Below are 20,263 nucleotides of genomic sequence, written 5' to 3' on the forward strand. Positions count from 1 at the left end.
TCGGTGGAGCTGCATGACAAAGTCATCGGGCATTATCTGAACATAAAACACTATCAATAAGTTGGAGTCATTACCCGTGCTATGTATTAATTGCCGAATACGATGTACATATCGGCATCGACCTGTAGGCCTGATAAGACGCGACCGCGTCGCATCAGGCACCGGTTGCCGGATGCGGCGTAAACGCCTTATCCGGCCTACGTAGCGGCATCAGACATGCACGATGATTAACCGCGCCACGCCTTATAGCGGTTAATCAGACCATTGGTCGAGCTATCGTGGCTGCTGATTTCTTTGTCATCTTTCAGCTCCGGCAGAATACGGTTAGCCAGCTGTTTACCCAGCTCCACGCCCCACTGGTCAAAGGTGAAGATGTTCAGGATCACGCCTTGAGTAAAGATTTTGTGCTCATACAGCGCAATCAACGCCCCCAGGCTGAACGGGGTGATTTCGCGCAGCAGGATGGAGTTGGTCGGACGGTTACCTTCGAACACTTTAAACGGCACTACATAGTCGAGCGTCGCCGGATCTTTACCCTGATCGCGATATTCCTGCTCTACCACTTCGCGGGATTTACCAAAGGCCAGAGCTTCGGTCTGAGCGAAGAAGTTAGACAGCAGTTTCTGGTGGTGATCAGAGAGCGGGTTATGGGTGATAGCCGGCGCGATGAAATCGCACGGCACCATTTTGGTTCCCTGGTGGATCAGCTGGTAAAACGCATGTTGCCCGTTTGTACCCGGCTCACCCCAGATAATCGGGCCAGTCTGGTAATCCACTACGTTACCGTTACGGTCAACGTATTTGCCGTTGGATTCCATATTGCCCTGCTGGAAGTACGCCGCGAAACGGTGCATATACTGGTCATACGGCAGAATCGCTTCAGTTTCCGCGCCAAAGAAATTGTTGTACCAGATGCCGATCAGCGCCAGCAATACAGGCAGGTTTTTCTCGGCTGGCGTGGTGGAGAAATGCTTGTCCATCGCGTGTGCGCCGGAAAGCAGTTCAACGAAGTTATCAAAGCCGATGGAGAGAACAATCGACAGACCAATCGCTGACCACAAAGAGTAACGGCCGCCGACCCAGTCCCAGAACTCGAACATGTTGGCGGTATCAATACCAAACTCGCCAACGGCTTTCGCATTGGTGGAGAGCGCCGCAAAGTGTTTCGCAACGTGCTTCTCATCACCGGCCGCTTTCAGGAACCAGTCACGCGCGCTATGGGCGTTGGTCATGGTTTCCTGAGTGGTGAAGGTTTTAGACGCCACCAGGAACAGCGTGGTTTCAGGGTTCACTTTTTTCAGCACTTCTGCGATGTGAGTTCCGTCAACGTTAGAAACGAAGTGCATATTCAGGTGATTTTTGTACGGACGCAGTGCTTCGGTCACCATGTACGGGCCGAGGTCAGAACCGCCGATACCGATGTTCACCACGTCGGTGATTGCTTTGCCGGTATAACCCTTCCACTCACCGGAAATAATCGCTTGCGAGAAGGTTTTCATCTTCTCCAGCACCGCGTTAACTTCCGGCATTACGTCTTTGCCATCAACCAGAATCGGCGTATTACTACGATTACGCAGCGCCACGTGCAGCACGGCGCGGTTTTCGGTGCGGTTAATCTTCTCGCCAGAGAACATCGACTTAATCGCGCCAGCCAGATCGCACTCTTTCGCCAGATCCTGCAATTTCGCCAGAGTTTCTTCGGTGATGCGGTTTTTGGAGTAATCCACCAGCATCTGATCGTCGAAGGTTGCGGAGAACTTAGAAAAACGATCGCCATCTTTAGCAAAAAGATCGGCGATCGTAACGTCTTTCATTTCATCGAAGTGTTTCTGTAGTGCCTGCCAGGCAGCGGTCTGCGTTGGATTGATGTTTTTCATTAGCAATACTCTTCTGATATTGAGAATTGTGACTGTGGAAGATTGTAGCGCCAGTCACAGAAAAATGTGATGGTTTTAGTGCCGTTAGCTCAGCTAACTACTGAAGAGGATAAAAAGTATAGACGTTATAAGCACAATTTCTGACCACGCCCGCTGCATGAATAATCCGCATAATCCCGGCGTTGACACACTCCCCTACACCTTTTATTTATAAATACGGTCTGCGCCTGCACCGGTTTCTATTTTGCCTTTGTGCCAAGGTCGCTTCTTTCATTCCCTGACACGAGGTTGTTATGCCCGATATTGTTGTCTCCAAATTTGGTGGTACTAGCGTGGCTGATTTCGACGCCATGAACCGCAGCGCCGACATTGTGCTTTCTGATGAGAATGTTCGTTTAGTTGTGCTTTCTGCTTCTGCGGGGATTACTAACCTACTTGTTGCACTGGCTGAAGGTCTGGAACCGGTTGAGCGTTTCGAAAAACTCGATGCTATTCGCAATATTCAGTTCGCCATTCTGGAGCGCCTGCGTTACCCGAACGTCATCCGTGAAGAGATTGAACGTTTGTTGGAGAACATTACCGTTCTGGCCGAAGCGGCGGCGCTGGCAACATCTCCGGCTCTGACGGATGAACTGGTTAGCCACGGCGAACTGATGTCTACTCTACTATTTGTTGAAATCCTGCGCGAACGCGATGTCCAGGCGCAGTGGTTTGATGTGCGTAAAGTGATGCGCACCAACGACCGGTTTGGTCGCGCGGAGCCAGATGTTGTTGCACTGGCGGAACTGTCTGCGTTGCATCTGACTCCACGGCTCAGTGAAGGTTTAGTCATCACCCAGGGCTTTATTGGTAGCGAAAGTAAAGGGCGTACTACAACACTTGGACGTGGCGGCAGCGATTATACGGCAGCCTTGTTGGCGGAAGCCTTACACGCATCTCGCGTTGATATCTGGACTGACGTCCCTGGCATCTACACGACCGATCCGCGCGTGGTGCCGGCAGCAAAACGCATTGATAAAATCGCTTTTGAAGAGGCCGCTGAAATGGCGACCTTTGGCGCGAAAGTGCTGCATCCAGCGACGTTGCTGCCCGCAGTGCGCAGCGATATTCCGGTGTTTGTCGGTTCCAGCAAAGACCCACGTGCTGGCGGTACGTTGGTGTGTAATAAAACCGAAAATCCACCGCTGTTCCGTGCACTGGCTCTGCGCCGTAAACAAACGCTATTAACCCTGCACAGCCTGAATATGCTGCATTCCCGTGGCTTCCTCGCGGAAGTTTTCGGTATCCTCGCGCGGCATAATATTTCGGTGGATTTAATTACTACGTCCGAAGTGAGCGTGGCATTAACTCTTGATACGACTGGTTCAACTTCCACTGGCGATACATTGTTGACGCAATCACTGCTGATGGAGCTTTCGGCGCTGTGCCGCGTGGAAGTGGAAGAAGGCCTGGCACTGGTGGCGCTGATTGGTAATGACCTGTCAAAAGCCTGCGGCGTCGGCAAAGAAGTATTTGGCGTGCTGGAACCGTTCAACATCCGCATGATTTGCTACGGCGCTTCCAGCAATAACCTGTGCTTCCTGGTGCCGGGTGTTGATGCGGAACAGGTGGTGCAGACATTGCATAGTAATTTGTTTGAGTAAAAACAGTGCGGCCCGGATGAAGTGCCCCGGGTCGTATTTATTTCCCCATTACCGTTTGATATAACAACCCATCCAGTTCCCTGACATCTCCGCCCCTGCTATCCGGTAACATCGGAGGAATTTCCCCGCGCGCCAGTTCCGCACGAATAAACTCATGCAACAAAGGACGGCGCGAATCATACACCGCTTCTCCCGCCCGCTGTTTACGTTCCAGCAATTCGTCTATTTCTGCGCGTAACGCCGCATCAAGTTCGCTTCCCGCCAGTAGCTCGGCAAAGCGCATTGGCGGTACACCTTTACCCGCTTCAACCCAGCGTACAGCCAGCAATGGACGCAGCACGTAAAAGTATTTTTTCAGCCGAACTTCGTCGCCCTGCAAATAACTGCGAAAGTTTTTCCGCGCCATCGAATAATAATGCCAGCGCGCACGTAGCGGAGAAAACCACTTCGGCACCATCGCCTTTAGCGCCGTTATCGTTTCTTCGTCTTGCTGATAGACCACCGGTGAATCCAGCCATTCAATCAGCGTCGGGTTCGCGCCTTTCAATAATCCCAGCGCCTTACGCCACTCCCAACCTGAAACATCCAGCTCATCGTCGATGGGCAGTTCGATAACATCGCGCGGTGACTCCACCCGCAGATACCATTCCAGCGGATGGGCATACAAAAAACGCACATCATAGTCACTGTCGGGTGAGGCAAATCCCCAACCGCGACTCCCCGATTCGCAGGCGTACAGCACTTTCACGCCATAGCGCCGTTCAATTTCTTTTAACTGCTGGATACCCGTTCGCGCATCTCAGCACTGACTCCATTTAATGGCATGTGACTCATCCTTTGATATTAACTAACCCGTACCAGACCACTGAAAACAGAGATATTATCAATGCGATAGCGTTAATGCGAGAAACAGGCCAGAAGTAAAACCACAACTTTAATGCATTGAATAAAAAAGAATTAATCAAATTTGATAAGTTAGCGGTCATTTACTTTCGTTAAATTTTTATCTGTATTTATCGCCAATTATCTAAGCAGATAAAAATAAAGAGAAGGCAAATGAATCTTATCAGTTCTGCTTGCAAATAAATTCCCGTACACTGAACTATCCGATTAACAGAGGGCACCATCATGGCACTCCCCCGTATTACACAAAAAGAGATGACCGAGCGTGAACAGCGCGAATTAAAGACGCTACTGGATCGGGCGCGTATTGCGCATGGTCGTGTGTTGACCAATGCCGAAACCAACAGCATTAAAAAAGAGTACATTGATAAGCTGATGGTTGAGCGTGAGGCTGAGGCGAAAAAAGCCCGCCAGTTGAAGAAAAAGCAGGCTTACAAACCGGACCCTGAAGCGTCATTCAGTTGGTCGGCAAATACATCGACGCGCGGCAGACGCTGATTAACGCCCTTTTTTCTTCCGCCCCGGCGAGGTGAAACGCTTACCGTTTGATGCCGGGCGACTCCCTTTTTCCGCCGTTTTTTCCATCTTCACCACCGGGCGCTTGATACCCGCCGTTTTCGGTTTGGCCTTCGCTTTGGGTTTTGCCTCGGAAGAGGAATTTTCGATGAGCTTAAAAAGATCGATGAGTTCATCGTCAGTTAAATCGCGCCACTCGCCCAGTGGAATGCCGCTTAAGCTGACGTTCATGATGCGTGTGCGTTCCAACTTCTTCACTTCGTAGCCAAAGTGCTCACACATGCGACGAATCTGTCGGTTCAGCCCCTGCACCAGGGTAATGCGAAAGACAAATGGCGCTTCTTTTTTGACTTTGCATTTTTTGGTCACCGTCCCGAGGATCGGCACGCCTGCGCCCATGCCACGAATAAATTCATCGGTAATCGGTTTATCCACCGTCACCAGATACTCTTTCTCATGGTCATTACCCGCACGGAGGATCTTATTCACCAGATCGCCGTGATTGGTGAGGAAAATCAGTCCCTGAGAGTCTTTATCCAGGCGACCAATCGGGAAGACGCGTTTACTGTGATTAACGAAATCGACAATGTTATCTCGCTCGCCATCTTCGGTGGTGCTGACAATGCCAACAGGTTTATTCAGGGCGATAAGCACTAAATCTTCGGCTTCCCGTGGCTCAATCAGTTGACCGTTTACTTTTACAACGTCACCGGGTTTCACCTGAGCGCCAATGGTGGCACGCTTGCCATTAAGGAACACATTGCCTTGCTCGATATAGCGATCCGCTTCGCGGCGTGAGCAAATTCCGCTTTCGCTGATGTATTTATTTAAACGGACTGATGAGTCGGGCAGCATAAATTCTCCTGTAAAACGCGGAATATACCGTACCTCTTAACGGGGAAAAACAGGGTTATGCAGCAACGTCGAAATTAAATGTGATCTGCCGCGCCTTTTATCACAAAAGTGTCACCAGAAGCCCGATGCAAATTTGCCTGGCGAAAACCAGGATAATCAATATATTACGAATATTTGCACACCTGTGCTGACGACTACTACGCAGAGAAACAAATGTGCAAGATAAAGCGCCATTCCAGCCCAAACAAAGAGTGAAAAATCACTTTTAAAGGCCACCATGATGGAGTTATATCAGATCAAGTGGTTAAAAAGCGTATTTGCACAAATGTGCAAAATCAGGAGGCGGCGATGGAAAACAGTGACGATATCCGTTTGATTGTGAAGATTGCCCAACTCTATTACGAACAGGATATGACGCAGGCGCAAATTGCGCGCGAACTAGGTATTTACCGCACCACCATCAGCCGCTTGCTTAAACGAGGCCGCGATCAGGGAATTGTCACCATCGCCATCAACTATGACTACAACGAAAATCTCTGGCTGGAGCAGCAACTGAAGCAAAAGTTTGGCCTGAAAGACGTTGTGGTGGTGTCGGGAAATGATGAGGATGAAGAGACTCAACTGGCGATGATGGGGTTACACGGCGCGCAACTGCTGGATCGCTTGCTGGAGCCTGGCGATATTGTCGGTTTTTCCTGGGGTCGCGCGGTGAGCGCACTGGTTGAAAACTTACCGCAGGCGGGGCAATCGCGGCAGTTAATCTGCGTACCAATTATTGGCGGACCGTCCGGTAAACTCGAAAGCCGCTATCATGTAAACACATTAACCTACAGCGCGGCGGCGAAGCTGAAAGGGGAATCGCATCTCGCGGATTTTCCGGCTCTGCTGGATAACCCATTAATTCGTAATGGGATCATGCAGTCTCAGCACTTTAAAACCATCTCTGCCTACTGGGATAATCTGGATGTCGCCCTGGTGGGAATTGGCTCACCGGCCATTCGCGACGGCGCTAACTGGCATGCGTTTTATGGTGGTGAAGAGAGTGACGACCTGAATGCCCGCCAGGTTGCTGGCGATATTTGCTCGCGCTTTTTTGATATTCACGGCGCAATGGTTGAAACGAATATGAGCGAAAAAACACTCTCTATCGAAATGAATAAATTAAAGCAGGCACGATATTCCATTGGCATTGCCATGAGTGAAGAAAAATACAGCGGGATTATTGGTGCACTGCGCGGAAAATATATTAATTGTTTGGTTACGAATAGCGACACAGCTGAACTGTTACTGAAATAAAAATCTGCCCGACTTTTACCGTAATGAAAAATTACGGCGGGCCTCTGTTACCTAAAATCAGGAGTCTGTTATGCAAACGTGGTTAAATTTGCAGGATAAAACCATTATTGTCACCGGCGGCGCATCCGGCATTGGTCTGGCAATTGTGGAAGAATTATTAGCACAAGGCGCGAATGTGCAGATGGCCGATATTCACGGTGGTGACGGTCAATATGAAGGCCATAAAGGTTATCAATTCTGGCCGACCGATATTTCCAGCGCCAAAGAAGTGAATCATACGGTGGCGGAAATTATCCAACGCTTTGGCCGCATCGACGGTCTGGTCAATAACGCCGGGGTCAATTTCCCGCGTCTACTGGTCGATGAGAAAGCGCCTGCCGGGCAGTATGAACTCAACGAAGCTGCATTCGAAAAAATGGTCAATATCAACCAGAAAGGCGTTTTTCTGATGTCGCAGGCGGTGGCGCGACAGATGGTCAAACAACATGATGGCGTGATTGTGAATGTTTCCTCAGAAAGTGGACTGGAAGGCTCAGAAGGCCAAAGCTGTTACGCCGCTACCAAAGCCGCGCTTAATAGCTTCACGCGATCCTGGTCGAAAGAATTGGGTAAACACGGTATCCGTGTAGTCGGTATCGCGCCGGGGATTCTGGAAAAAACCGGGCTACGCACGCCGGAATATGAAGAGGCGCTGGCGTGGACGCGCAATATCACCGTCGAGCAGCTGCGTGAAGGCTATACCAAAAACGCCATTCCTATTGGGCGCGCCGGAAGATTAGCAGAAGTCGCTGATTTTGTTTGTTATCTGCTGTCTGAACGCGCCAGCTACATCACCGGAGTAACCACTAACATTGCGGGCGGAAAAACACGCGGATAAGGAGGCTTTATGGTCAACGCCATTTTTTGTGCCCACGGCAAATTAGCTTGCGCCATGCTGGAATCGGTTCAGATGGTTTACGGCAACGCCAATGTTGAAGCCGTTGAATTTGTGCCCGGCGAGAACGCCGGAGACATCGTAGCAAAGCTGGAAAAGTTAGTAAGCATTCACAATCAAGATGAGTGGCTGATTGCCGTGGATTTACAGTGCGGCAGCCCGTGGAATGCGGCAGTGATGCTCGCTATGCGCAACCCCAGACTCCGCGTGATTAGCGGCCTGTCTCTCCCGCTGGCTCTGGAACTGGTGGATAACCAGAGCAGTATGAACGCCGATGAACTTTGCGATCACTTGCTGACAATTGCCCAACAAACCTGCGTCGTCTGGAAACAACTTGAAACGACCGAGGAGGATTTTTGATGAACATTACGCTGGCTCGCATAGATGACCGTCTGATCCACGGTCAGGTCACCACCGTCTGGTCAAAAGTGGCCAACGCGCAACGGATTATTATCTGTAATGACGACGTATATAACGATGAAGTCCGCCGGACATTATTACGTCAGGCCGCACCACCGGGAATGAAGGTTAACGTGGTGAATATTGAAAAAGCCGTCGCTGTGTATCACAACCCACAATATAAAGATGAAACTGTTTTTTATCTCTTTACCCGACCACAGGATGCTTTAGCGATGGTTAGGCTGGGGGTGAAAATCGATACCCTGAATATTGGCGGAATGGCCTGGCGGCCGGGTAAAAAACAATTAACCAAAGCGGTTTCACTGGATGAAGACGATATACAGGCATTTTATGCGCTGGATAAACAGGGCGTGAAACTGGATTTACGCGTCGTGGCCTCCGACCCATCCGTTAATATTCTCGACAAAATAAAAGAACAGTTAGTCGCAAATTAAATAATAGCGCCTGTGTACATATGCTTTAACAGGCAGGGATGACGACACTTAAAAGGTGACAAATAATGGAAATAAGTACCCTACAAATCATTGCAATATTTCTTTTTTCCTGTATTGCCGGAATGGGCAGCGTGCTGGATGAATTTCAGACTCACCGCCCGTTAATTGCCTGTACGGTGATTGGTTTAATTCTCGGTGATTTAAAAACCGGAATTATGCTCGGTGGCACGCTGGAATTGATAGCTCTCGGCTGGATGAACGTCGGCGCAGCGCAATCTCCGGACTCTGCACTCGCCAGCATAATCTCCGCCATTCTGGTTATCGTTGGTCAGCAAAGCATCGCCACCGGAATCGCCATCGCGTTGCCTGTGGCTGCGGCAGGCCAGGTGCTGACGGTGTTTGCCCGTACCATCACCGTAGTGTTCCAGCACGCGGCGGATAAAGCAGCGGAAGAGGCGCGGTTTCGCACTCTCGATATTCTGCATGTCTCCGCGCTTGGCGTGCAGGCGCTGCGCGTTGCTATTCCGGCACTGATTGTCTCGCTGTTCGTCAGCGCCGATATGGTCAGCAATATGTTAAACGCCATTCCCGAATTTGTGACCCGAGGACTACAGATTGCTGGCGGTTTTATCGTGGTGGTCGGTTACGCCATGGTGCTACGTATGATGGGCGTGAAATATTTGATGCCTTTCTTTTTCCTCGGTTTCCTCGCAGGTGGCTACCTCGATCTCAGTCTGCTGGCGTTCGGTGGCGTCGGCGTGATCATGGCCCTGGTCTACATCCAGCTAAATCCACAGTGGCGTAAAGCTGAACCTCAACTCCAGGCCACCGCCTCCACCGCCCTTGACCAACTTGACGATTAACGGAGCCATCATGGAACAGAGAAAAATTACACGCAGCGATCTGGTGAGCATGTTTCTGCGCTCCAACCTGCAACAGGCGTCCTTTAACTTTGAACGTATTCACGGGCTGGGTTTTTGCTACGACATGATCCCCGCCATCAAGCGACTTTACCCATTAAAAGAGGATCAGGTTGCGGCGCTCAGGCGACACCTGGTGTTCTTCAATACCACGCCTGCAGCCTGTGGCCCGGTGATTGGTGTGACGGCGGCAATGGAAGAAGCACGAGCCAACGGTGCAGAAATTGATGACGGTGCAATAAACGGCATCAAAGTCGGCCTGATGGGGCCGCTGGCGGGCGTTGGCGACCCGCTGGTCTGGGGAACACTGCGCCCGATTACCGCCGCGCTCGGCGCATCGCTGGCGTTGTCCGGCAACATTCTCGGCCCGCTGCTGTTCTTCTTTATTTTCAACGCGGTGCGTCTGGCGATGAAGTGGTATGGGCTACAACTCGGCTTTCGCAAAGGCGTGAATATTGTCAGCGATATGGGCGGGAATGTGCTGCAAAAACTGACCGAGGGCGCGTCGATTCTTGGCCTGTTTGTCATGGGAGTGCTGGTCACCAAATGGACATCAATCAACGTGCCGCTGGTCGTCTCGCAAACACCTGCCGCAGACGGTTCCACCGTCACCATGACCGTGCAGAACATTCTTGACCAGCTCTGCCCTGGCCTGCTGGCGCTCGGCCTGACACTGCTGATGGTGCGTCTGCTCAACAAAAAAATTAACCCCGTATGGCTGATCTTCGCCCTGTTTGGCTTAGGGATTATCGGCAATGCGCTGGGCTTCCTGTCCTGATTCTTCGCCCCGGCGCGACTGCCGAGGCCATCGCTCAACATGAGGTGGTTTATGAAAACAACAACTCTGCGTCTTTACGGTAAACGTGACCTGCGTCTGGAAACCTTTGACCTTCCTGAAATGCAGGAGGATGAAATTCTGGCGACAGTAGTCACCGACAGCCTGTGTCTTTCTTCCTGGAAAGAGGCCAACCTGGGTGAAAACCATAAAAAAGTGCCCGACGATGTGGCGACCAACCCGATCATCATCGGCCACGAGTTTTGCGGCGATATTCTGGCCGTCGGTAAAAAGTGGCAGCACAAATTCCAGCCAGGCCAGCGCTATGTGATTCAGGCCAACCTGCAACTGCCGGATCGCCCGGACTGCCCCGGTTACTCCTTCCCGTGGGTGGGCGGCGAAGCAACGCATGTGGTTATTCCCAACGAGGTCATGGAGCAGGATTGTCTGTTGGCATACGAAGGCGAGACCTACTTTGAAGGCTCGCTGGTTGAACCGCTCTCCTGCGTGATTGGCGCGTTCAACGCTAACTATCATCTGCAGGAAGGCACCTATAACCACAAGATGGGGATTCGCCCGCAGGGACGGACGCTGATCCTTGGCGGCACTGGCCCGATGGGGCTGCTGGCGATTGATTATGCGCTGCATGGGCCGGTTAACCCGTCGCTGTTAATTGTCACTGATACCAATAACGACAAGCTGAGCTATGCGCGGAAACACTATCCGTCAGAGCCGCAAACGCTGATTCATTATCTCAATGCCACCGATGCAGCATTTGATACGTTAATGGCGCTGAGTGGCGGTCACGGCTTCGATGATATTTTCGTCTTTGTGCCTAATGAAGGACTGGTGACTCTCGCCTCTTCCTTGCTAGCGACAGATGGTTGCCTGAACTTCTTCGCCGGGCCGCAGGATAAACACTTCAGCGCGCCGATTAATTTCTACGATGTGCATTATGCATTTACCCATTACGTGGGCACGTCAGGCGGCAATACCGATGACATGCGCGCGGCGGTCAAACTGATCGAAGAGAAAAAAGTGCAGGCCGCAAAAGTGGTTACACATATTCTTGGGCTGAATGCTGCGGGCGAAACCACGCTGGAATTGCCCGCCGTCGGCGGCGGGAAAAAGCTGGTGTATACCGGGAAATATCTGCTGCTGACGTCACTCACGCAGATTCAGGATGAAGGCCTGGCGGCGATTCTAGCGCGTCATCAGGGAATCTGGTCCGGTGAAGCGGAGCAATACCTGCTCGCTCATGCAGAGGCGATTACTCATGATTAATCGCGATACTCAACTCTGCATGTCGCTTGCCGGTCGCCCCGGCAACTTCGGCACGCGTTTTCACAATTATCTTTATGAAAAGCTGGGGCTGAATTTCATCTATAAAGCGTTCACTACCCAGGATATTGCAGCGGCGGTGAACGGCGTCCGCGCGTTGGGGATTCGCGGCTGCGCCGTGTCGATGCCGTTTAAAGAAAGCTGTATGCCCTTTCTCGATGCTATCGATCCGTCGGCAAAAGTCATTGATTCAGTGAATACTATTGTAAATGACGAGGGCAAGCTGACCGGATTTAACACCGACTATATCGCGGTGAAAAATCTGATAGCCCACCACCAGTTTAATACCACCGCACGCGTGATGATTCGCGGCAGCGGCGGAATGGGCAAAGCGGTGATTGCCGCCTTTCGCGACGCGGGTTTTACGGATGTCGCCATCGCCGCCCGCAACCGCGAGAGCGGCTCGACGCTGGCGAAGCAGTATGGGTTTCAGTGGCAACCGCTGCCGGAAGGTATCGCCTTCGACATTCTGGTCAACGTGACGCCCCTTGGCATGACGGGCAGTAAAGAGAGTCATGAGCTGGCCTTCAGCGAAGCGATGGTCTCAACGGCAAGCGTCGTTTTTGATGTCGTAGCCTTGCCGCCGGAAACGCCGCTCATTCGCCTGGCGCAACGGCTTGATAAGCAGACGATCAGCGGCGCGGAGGTGATAGCCTTACAGGCCGTCGAGCAATTCGCGATGTATACCGGCGTGCGACCCGATGCGCAGCTGATTGCTGAAGCGGCACAATTTGCACGAGAAGGATAAGAAACATCAGCGCCTTAAAGGGCGCTCAGATTACTGGCAAAGTGCGCGTTGTTTATGCCGGATGCGGCGTGAACGCCTTATTCGGCCTACAAAATATTGAAAATTCAATATTTTGTAATTATCTGGTAGGCCTGATACGCGTAGCGCATCAGGCCATCTTACGCTGTCATCAATCTCAACGCCTTGTTTGCCAACCGTCCCCAGAATGCCTGGTGCAATATACGACATCGTGAGCCATGTCAGTAAGTGGTGAAATTCGCGGTGGTAGCATGGCTCCCGTGATTTCTTACTAACCGGAGAAGTAATGGAACTGCTTTTATTGAGTAACTCGACGCTGCCGGGAAAAGCCTGGCTGGAACATGCGCTGCCGCTGATTGCTGAACAGTTGCAGGGTCGCCGTTCAGCGGTGTTTATTCCTTTCGCTGGCGTAACGCAAACCTGGGATGATTACACTGCCAAAACGGCTGCGGTTCTCGCTCCGCTGGGTGTTTCTGTCACCGGTATTCATAGTGTTGCCGATCCTGTTGCCGCGATTGAAAATGCGGAAATCGTGATTGTCGGCGGTGGCAACACTTTCCAGTTACTGAAGGAATGTCGTGTGCGCGGTCTGCTGGCACCAATTGTTGACGTGGTGAAACGCGGCGCGCTGTATATTGGCTGGAGCGCAGGCGCTAACCTCGCTTGCCCAACTATCCGCACCACCAACGATATGCCGATTGTCGATCCGCAAGGTTTCGATGCGCTAAATCTGTTCCCGCTGCAAATCAACCCGCACTTCACCAACGCGCTGCCGGAAGGCCACAAAGGTGAAACACGCGAGCAGCGTATTCGCGAACTGCTGGTGGTTGCGCCAGAGTTGACGATTATTGGTCTGCCGGAAGGTAACTGGATCACGGTGAGTAAAGGTCACGCTACGCTGGGCGGCCCGAATACCACCTATGTGTTTAAAGCGGGTGAGGAAGCAGTACCGCTGGAAGCCGGGCACCGTTTTTAAGTAAATTGCCGGATGCATTATCCGGCATCTTGTACACAATGCCTGATGCGACGCTTGACGCGTCTTATCAGGCCTACAGGGTTCCTGTATTAATACTCGTCCCGCCCCTCATCTTCATCTGGCTGTTCCAGCACGCTGTAAGCCACCGAACAAAACAGCGAGTTCAGACGCTGCATATCTCCCAGCAAGCCTAAATGTAACGAACTGGTTTCAATACTCTGCACGTTTTGCTGATGCAAGCGATCGACGTGAGCGTGGGAATAACGGCGATTAAGAATGCGAAAACGATGCTTACTGCGGCGTAAACGACGGGCGCTGGTGACATCGCCAGAGAAGAAAACCGACATAGCCAGCTTTAAATTGCTGAGCAATTGCTCATAGAGCGCATCCAGTTCCTTCAACCCATCAATCGAAAATGCCCGCCGCGCTGCCAGCGATTTGTCAGCAATTTCGCTGCCCATACGCTCGACAATATCGGAAGCCTGTTCCAGATTGAGCGCCATTTCAATGATTTCCGCCCAGCGACGAGACTCTTCCTCCGCCAGTTCCTCTTTTGGCATCCGCGCCAGGTAAAGTTTAATCGCGGTATACAACACGTTGATATCATCCGCCAACTTGCGCAGCTCTTTCTCTTCACGAGGCGCGCCGTGCATCACTTTATTCAGCCCTTCCATCATCTGTTCCATTGCGTCACCGATGCGCAATGTTTCGCGCGCCGCATTGGCCAGGGCGAGCGTTGGCGTATCCAGCGCGCTAACGTCCAGATGTTTCGGTTTCAGATGGGCGTCCAGTTCGGGTTCATCGCGAATAATCGTTTTGCAAAACCGCGCCATCGGGTCAACAAATGGCAGCATTACCAGACAGCGCACAAGGTTGTAGAAGACGTGGAAATAGATAACCAGTTCCGCTTTTGGCAAAGGCAGTTTATCCATGGATTCAGCCAGAACATGGACAAACGGCAGGATAATCAGGCTTCCCACCAGCTTAAACAGCAGGCTACCCAGCGCCACGCGACGTGCAGCGGCATTGGCGGCACTGTTGTTGAGCATCGCCAGCAGGCCGGAGCCGAGGTTAGCGCCGATGACCAGGCAGAGCGCCACCGGGAAGGAGATAATGCCTGCGGCGGTCAGGGTGGCGGTCAGCAGTACGGCGGCAAGACTGGAGTAACTGATAATGGCGAACATCGCGCCAATCAGCGCATCCAGTAAAATATCGCCAGTCAGCGAGGCAAAGATCACCTGAACGCCGTTAGCCTGGGTGATCGGTGTTACTGCCTGCACAATCAACTCCAGTGCCAGCAAAATCAGCCCAAGACCGATACCGACGCGCCCCAGTTGCCCGGCGCGCGACTGTTTGCGTCCGAGGAAAAAAATCACGCCGATAAAAATAAGTAACGGTGACAGCCAGGATAAATCGAAGGTAAGAATACGCGCCATTAGCGCCGTCCCGACATCTGCCCCCAGCACAATGACCAACGCGGGTGCAAGGGCAACCAGATCCTGAGCGACAAACGACGTCACCAGCATGGTGGTGGCATTACTGCTCTGTACCAGTGCGGTAACGCCTATCCCCGCGCAAAAGGCGAGCGGCTTCTTTTCGACGCTCCGGCTGAGGACGGTACGCAGGCGCGCACCGAAGACGCGCATTACGCCGGTACGAACAATATGTGTCCCCCAGACCAGCAGGGCGACGGCAGAAAGCAGGTGAAGCAGTGTTAACACGAGTTCAGGTTCTCCTTATCGTTATATGCTCCTGAAACAGATACCGAAGGGGGCGAGCTGCGCTTTTCCGGTTCGATATAAGACCAGTATAAGTGTTTCATATTAATAAAGAGACAGGGCACTCATTGAGCGCCCTGTTTGTTGTAAGGAAAAGTGACAGATTTGTGAATCAGTCCGCGTCATACCCCAGATTCGGCGCCAGCCAGCGTTCAACATCAGCAACGCTCATGCCTTTACGGCGGGCATAGTCTTCCACCTGGTCGCGCTGAATTTGCGCCACGGCGTAATACTTGCTGTCCGGGTGGCTGAAATACCAACCCGAAACCGAAGCACCAGGCCACATCGCGAAAGATTCCGTGAGTTTCATGCCGGTGTGTTTTTCCACTTCCAGCAGCTCCCAGATGGTGGCTTTTTCCGTGTGTTCCGGGCAGGCTGGGTAGCCTGGTGCCGGGCGGATTCCCTGATAGTTTTCGCGGATCAGCTCTTCATTGCTGAGGTTCTCGTTCGGCGCATAACCCCAGTAAACTTTACGTACCCGCTCATGGAGATACTCCGCAAAGGCTTCAGCCAGACGGTCGGCAAGGGCTTTCACCATGATTTTGTTGTAATCATCGTGCTGCGCTTCGAACGCTTCTGCCAACGCGTCCTCTTCCAGCCCGCCAGTCACGGCAAATGCGCCAATGTAATCCGCTTTACCAGAAATCTTTGGTGCCACGAAATCCGCAAGGCAGTAGTTGGCGAAGCCGGTTTTTTCCGTCTGTTGGCGTAGATGGTGGCTGACGTTGATCACATGGGTGCGTGTTTCGTCGCGGTAGATTTCAATGTCGTCGCCCACACGGTTTGCCGGGAACAGACCAACCACGCCGCGTGGATTCAGCGTTTTTTCGGCGCTTAATTTATCCAGCATGTCATTGGCGTCTTTAAACAGGCGTTTCGCCTCAACGCCTACCACTTCATCTTCCAGAATGCGCGGATACTTCCCGGCCAGCGACCAGGTCATAAAGAACGGCGTCCAGTCGATGTAATTACGCAGCGTTTCGATGCTGGCTTCGACTTCCTGCACGCCGAGACGGTGTGCCACCGGCGGCGTGTAAGCCTGCCAGTCAAAAGCGAAATCGTTATCACGCGCCGCTTCCAGCGTGACTGGTGGCGTGCGCGGTTTCTTGCGCCCGTGCTGAATACGCACGGTTTCGTACTCTTTGCGGGTACGAGCGACAAAGTCATCACGCTGAGTATCGGAAAGCAGCGCCGCCACGACGCCAACGGTGCGTGAAGCGTTCTGCACATACACCGTCGGGCCGCTGTAGTTCTGCTCGATTTTCACCGCCGTGTGCGCTTTTGAGGTCGTCGCACCGCCAATCAATAGTGGAATAGTAAAGCCCTGACGCTCCATCTCTTTCGCCACGTTAACCATTTCGTCCAGCGACGGCGTGATCAGCCCCGAAAGGCCAATCAAATCGGCATTCACTTCTTTGGCAGTGCGGAGAATTTTTTCCGCAGGCACCATCACGCCGAGATCGACAATTTCGTAGTTATTACATTGCAGCACCACGCCAACGATATTTTTACCGATATCGTGGACGTCGCCCTTCACGGTGGCGATCACCATCTTGCCGTTGGTTTTGCCCTGCTCTTTGCTGGCTTCGATAAACGGTTCGAGATACGCCACCGCTTGCTTCATTACGCGCGCCGATTTGACCACCTGCGGCAGGAACATTTTTCCTTCGCCGAACAGATCGCCGACCACGTTCATGCCGTCCATCAACGGGCCCTCAATCACTTCAATCGGGCGCGTAGCCTGCTGGCGGGCTTCTTCGGTATCCTGCTCGATAAACTCGGTAATGCCTTTTACCAGCGAGTATTCCAGACGTTTATTCACTTCCCACGAGCGCCACTCCGCCTGCTGGGCGTTAGCGGTGTCGTCGGTTTTGCTGCCGCGATATTTCTCGGCAAGCTCCAGTAAACGCTCAGTGCCATCGTCGCGTCGGTTGAGGATCACATCCTCCACCGCGTCGCGCAGCTCGGCGGGTAGATCGTCGTAAATTGCCAGTTGCCCGGCGTTGACGATCCCCATATCCATACCGTTACGGATGGCGTAGTAGAGAAACACTGCGTGAATAGCTTCGCGTACCGGATCGTTACCACGGAACGAGAAGGAAACGTTGGAAACGCCGCCGGAAATCAGCGCGTGCGGCAGTTCGCGTTTGATGTCTTCACACGCGCCGATAAAATCCTGCGCGTAGTTGTTATGCTCTTCAATGCCAGTTGCGACCGCGAAGATGTTCGGGTCAAAGATGATATCTTCCGGCGGAAAGCCAACCTCTTCGGTGAGGATTTTGTACGCCCGACGGCAAATCTCGATTTTCCGCGCGCGGGTATCGGCCTGTCCCTGTTCGTCAAAGGCCATCACCACCACTGCTGCACCGTAACGACGCAACAGTTTCGCGTGATGGATAAAGGCGTCAACGCCCTCTTTCATTGAGATTGAGTTAACAATGCCTTTGCCCTGAATACACTTCAGACCTTTTTCAATAACGTCCCATTTTGAGGAGTCGATCATAATCGGCACGCGAGCGATATCCGGTTCACCGGCAATCAGATTGAGAAAACGCACCATCGCCGCTTCGGCGTCGAGCATCCCTTCATCCATATTGATATCGATAATCTGCGCACCGTTTTCCACCTGCTGACGCGCCACATCCAGCGCCTCGCTGTATTTCTCTTCTTTGATCAGGCGCTTGAACTTAGCGGAACCGGTGACGTTGGTGCGTTCACCCACGTTAACAAACAGGCTATCGTCGCCAATGTTCAGCGGCTCCAGGCCTGATAAACGGCAGGCTACGGGGATCTCCGGCAATTTGCGCGGCGCTAATCCTTCTACTGCACGGCTCATCGCCGCAATATGTTGAGGAGTAGTGCCGCAGCAACCGCCGACGATATTCAGGAAGCCCGCTTCCGCCCATTCGCGAATCTGCTTTGCCATCGTGTCAGCGTCGAGATCGTATTCACCAAAGGCGTTAGGCAGCCCGGCGTTCGGGTGCGCAGTGACGTAACATTCTGCTATACGCGACAGCTCCTGAACGTACTGGCGCAGTTCGTCTGGCCCCAGTGCACAGTTGAGGCCGAAAGTCAGGGCTTCGGCATGGCGCAGAGAGTTGTAAAACGCTTCAGTGGTTTGCCCGGAGAGCGTGCGCCCGGAGGCGTCGGTAATGGTGCCGGAGATCATAATCGGCAGTTCAACGCCCAGGGCTTCAAACTCCGTTTTCACCGCAAATACCGCCGCTTTGGCGTTGAGGGTGTCGAAGACGGTTTCAATCAGAATCAGGTCTACACCGCCTTCCACCAGTGCTTTGGTGGATTCGCGATAGGCTGCCACCAGCTGATCAAAGGAGATGTTACGGAATGCCGGATCGTTTACGTCCGGAGAAATAGATGCTGTGCGGTTGGTTGGGCCGAGAACGCCGGCAACATAGCGCGGTTTATCCGGCGTGCGGGCGCTCCACTCGTCGGCACAGGCACGCGCCAGTTTCGCCGCAGCAAAGTTGATCTCTGCCGACAGGGATTCCATCTGGTAATCCGCCATCGCAATGGTCGTGGAGTTGAAGGTGTTGGTTTCGATGATATCCGCGCCTGCTTCAAAGTAAGCGTTGTGGATAGCGGCGATCACGTCCGGTTTACTGAGCACCAGCAGGTCGTTGTTGCCTTTGAGATCGCATGGCCAGTCGGCAAAGCGTTCACCACGAAAATCGGCTTCGTTCAGTCGATAGCTCTGGATCATGGTGCCCATACCGCCGTCCAGCACCAGAATACGTTCATTTAACTGCGCACGCAGTTGTTCCACTTTGCTGCTCACACTTGCTCCCGACACGCTCAACCCAGATTTAATAAAAATTCAACAAACCATACTGGCATAAACGCATCTGCGGTAAAAGCGACCACCACACAACATGAGATTTGTTCAACATTAACTCATCGGATCAGTTCAGTAACTATTGCATTAGCTAACAATAAAAATGAAAATGATTTCCACGATACAGAAAAAGGAGGCTGTCATGGTCGCACCCATTCCCGCAAAACGCGGCAGAAAACCCGCCGTTGCCACCACACCTGCGACTGGACAGGTTCAGTCTTTAACGCGTGGGCTGAAATTACTGGAGTGGATTGCCGAATCCAATGGCAGCGTGGCGTTAACCGAACTGGCGCAACAAGCCGGATTACCCAACTCTACTACCCATCGATTGCTCACAACCATGCAGCAACAAGGCTTTGTCCGTCAGGTTGGCGAACTGGGTCACTGGGCGATAGGCGCACATGCTTTTATGGTCGGCAGCAGCTTTCTCCAGAGCCGTAATTTGTTAGCCATTGTCCATCCTATTCTGCGTAATCTGATGGAAGAGTCTGGCGAAACGGTCAATATGGCGGTGCTCGATCAAAGCGATCACGAAGCGATTATTATCGACCAGGTACAGTGTACGCATCTGATGCGTATGTCCGCCCCTATCGGCGGTAAATTACCGATGCACGCTTCCGGTGCCGGTAAAGCCTTTTTAGCCCAACTGAGCGAAGACCAGGTGACGAAGCTGCTGCATCGCAAAGGTTTACATGCCTATACCCACGCAACGCTGGTTTCTCCTGTGCATTTAAAAGAAGATCTCGCGCAAACGCGCAAACGAGGTTATTCGTTTGATGATGAGGAACATGCGCTGGGACTGCGTTGTCTCGCGGCGTGTATTTTCGATGAGCACCGCGAACCGTTTGCCGCAATTTCGATTTCCGGGCCGATTTCACGTATTACCGATGACCGCGTAACCGAGTTCGGCGCGATGGTGATTAAAGCAGCGAAGGAAGTGACGCTGGCATATGGTGGAATGCGGTAACTTTTCGCC

17 protein-coding genes and 1 pseudogene are annotated in these 20,263 nt (G+C 52.4%); 13 read left to right on the top strand and 5 right to left on the bottom strand.

Annotated features, from left to right (window positions below):
- Positions 1-60 (top strand): IS1 family transposase (locus FC814_RS23615; protein WP_071528444.1); only part of this gene is annotated, 60 nt, incomplete at its 5' end.
- Positions 61-227: 167 nt separating this feature from the next.
- On the opposite strand, the gene pgi is transcribed toward FC814_RS23615, so the two are convergent.
- Positions 228-1,877 (bottom strand): glucose-6-phosphate isomerase, encoded by a 1,650-nt coding sequence (gene pgi / locus FC814_RS18685; RefSeq protein WP_000789996.1) that lies wholly within the window; start codon positions 1,875-1,877, stop codon positions 228-230.
- A gap of 293 nt (positions 1,878-2,170) precedes the next feature.
- On the opposite strand from pgi, the gene lysC reads away from it, so the two are divergent.
- Positions 2,171-3,520, top strand: coding sequence for a lysine-sensitive aspartokinase 3 (lysC, locus tag FC814_RS18690; RefSeq protein ID WP_137326296.1), 1,350 nt, complete (start codon positions 2,171-2,173; stop codon positions 3,518-3,520).
- A 37-nt stretch (positions 3,521-3,557) separates the two neighbouring features.
- On the opposite strand, the pseudogene FC814_RS18695 reads toward lysC, so the two are convergent.
- Positions 3,558-4,345: pseudogene (locus tag FC814_RS18695) on the bottom strand (nucleotidyltransferase domain-containing protein).
- A 303-nt stretch (positions 4,346-4,648) separates the two neighbouring features.
- Here FC814_RS18695 and FC814_RS18700 point away from each other — a divergent pair.
- Complete coding sequence (locus FC814_RS18700) at positions 4,649-4,921, top strand: DUF3811 domain-containing protein (RefSeq protein ID WP_001207630.1); 273 nt, start codon at positions 4,649-4,651, stop codon at positions 4,919-4,921.
- Here the strand turns inward: FC814_RS18700 and rluF are convergent, their stop codons facing one another.
- Positions 4,922-5,794, bottom strand: a complete 873-nt coding sequence (gene rluF / locus FC814_RS18705) for a 23S rRNA pseudouridine(2604) synthase RluF (RefSeq protein ID WP_137326297.1) — start codon at positions 5,792-5,794, stop codon at positions 4,922-4,924.
- A 348-nt stretch (positions 5,795-6,142) separates the two neighbouring features.
- Between rluF and FC814_RS18710 the strand changes: the two genes are divergently transcribed.
- The 9 genes from FC814_RS18710 to pepE all read left to right on the top strand — a co-directional run bounded on the left by FC814_RS18710 (position 6,143) and on the right by pepE (position 13,656).
- On the top strand, positions 6,143-7,090 hold the full coding sequence (locus FC814_RS18710) for a sugar-binding transcriptional regulator (RefSeq protein WP_105279297.1): 948 nt from the start codon (positions 6,143-6,145) through the stop codon (positions 7,088-7,090).
- Between the two features lie 70 nt (positions 7,091-7,160).
- Positions 7,161-7,967 carry an SDR family oxidoreductase gene (locus tag FC814_RS18715; RefSeq protein ID WP_001195443.1) on the top strand — a complete coding sequence of 269 codons (807 nt, stop codon included), beginning with the start codon at positions 7,161-7,163 and terminating at the stop codon, positions 7,965-7,967.
- 9 nt (positions 7,968-7,976) lie between these two features.
- On the top strand, positions 7,977-8,384 hold the full coding sequence (locus FC814_RS18720; RefSeq protein WP_000245648.1) for a mannose/fructose/sorbose PTS transporter subunit IIA: 408 nt from the start codon (positions 7,977-7,979) through the stop codon (positions 8,382-8,384).
- Complete coding sequence (locus FC814_RS18725; RefSeq protein WP_001027842.1) at positions 8,384-8,878, top strand: mannose/fructose/sorbose PTS transporter subunit IIB; 495 nt, start codon at positions 8,384-8,386, stop codon at positions 8,876-8,878. Before FC814_RS18720 ends, FC814_RS18725 begins: the two co-directional genes overlap by 1 nt.
- A gap of 65 nt (positions 8,879-8,943) precedes the next feature.
- On the top strand, positions 8,944-9,741 hold the full coding sequence (locus FC814_RS18730; protein ID WP_000406331.1) for a PTS mannose/fructose/sorbose transporter subunit IIC: 798 nt from the start codon (positions 8,944-8,946) through the stop codon (positions 9,739-9,741).
- A gap of 10 nt (positions 9,742-9,751) precedes the next feature.
- Positions 9,752-10,576, top strand: a complete 825-nt coding sequence (locus tag FC814_RS18735) for a PTS system mannose/fructose/sorbose family transporter subunit IID (RefSeq protein WP_000437892.1) — start codon at positions 9,752-9,754, stop codon at positions 10,574-10,576.
- Positions 10,577-10,627: 51 nt separating this feature from the next.
- Positions 10,628-11,857 carry an L-sorbose 1-phosphate reductase gene (gene sorE, locus FC814_RS18740; RefSeq protein ID WP_137326298.1) on the top strand — a complete coding sequence of 410 codons (1,230 nt, stop codon included), beginning with the start codon at positions 10,628-10,630 and terminating at the stop codon, positions 11,855-11,857.
- Positions 11,850-12,662 carry a shikimate 5-dehydrogenase gene (locus FC814_RS18745; protein WP_000610345.1) on the top strand — a complete coding sequence of 271 codons (813 nt, stop codon included), beginning with the start codon at positions 11,850-11,852 and terminating at the stop codon, positions 12,660-12,662. The genes sorE and FC814_RS18745 overlap by 8 nt, the downstream gene beginning before the upstream one ends.
- 304 nt (positions 12,663-12,966) lie before the next feature.
- Positions 12,967-13,656: a dipeptidase PepE gene (pepE, locus tag FC814_RS18750; protein WP_000421753.1), complete on the top strand. Its 690-nt coding sequence runs from the start codon at positions 12,967-12,969 to the stop codon at positions 13,654-13,656.
- Positions 13,657-13,745: 89 nt separating this feature from the next.
- Here pepE and FC814_RS18755 read toward each other — a convergent pair whose 3' ends face one another.
- Positions 13,746-15,377, bottom strand: a complete 1,632-nt coding sequence (locus FC814_RS18755; protein WP_000956836.1) for a Na/Pi cotransporter family protein — start codon at positions 15,375-15,377, stop codon at positions 13,746-13,748.
- Between the two features lie 169 nt (positions 15,378-15,546).
- Positions 15,547-19,230 (bottom strand): methionine synthase, encoded by a 3,684-nt coding sequence (gene metH / locus FC814_RS18760; protein ID WP_137326299.1) that lies wholly within the window; start codon positions 19,228-19,230, stop codon positions 15,547-15,549.
- 199 nt (positions 19,231-19,429) lie between these two features.
- On the opposite strand from metH, the gene iclR reads away from it, so the two are divergent.
- Entirely contained in the window at positions 19,430-20,254 is an 825-nt protein-coding gene (gene iclR / locus FC814_RS18765; RefSeq protein WP_000226416.1) for a glyoxylate bypass operon transcriptional repressor IclR, read from the top strand.
- The last annotated feature ends 9 nt before the right edge of the window (positions 20,255-20,263 follow it).

It is taken from the genome of Escherichia sp. MR (assembly GCF_005280595.1).
GTDB lineage: Bacteria > Pseudomonadota > Gammaproteobacteria > Enterobacterales > Enterobacteriaceae > Escherichia > Escherichia ruysiae.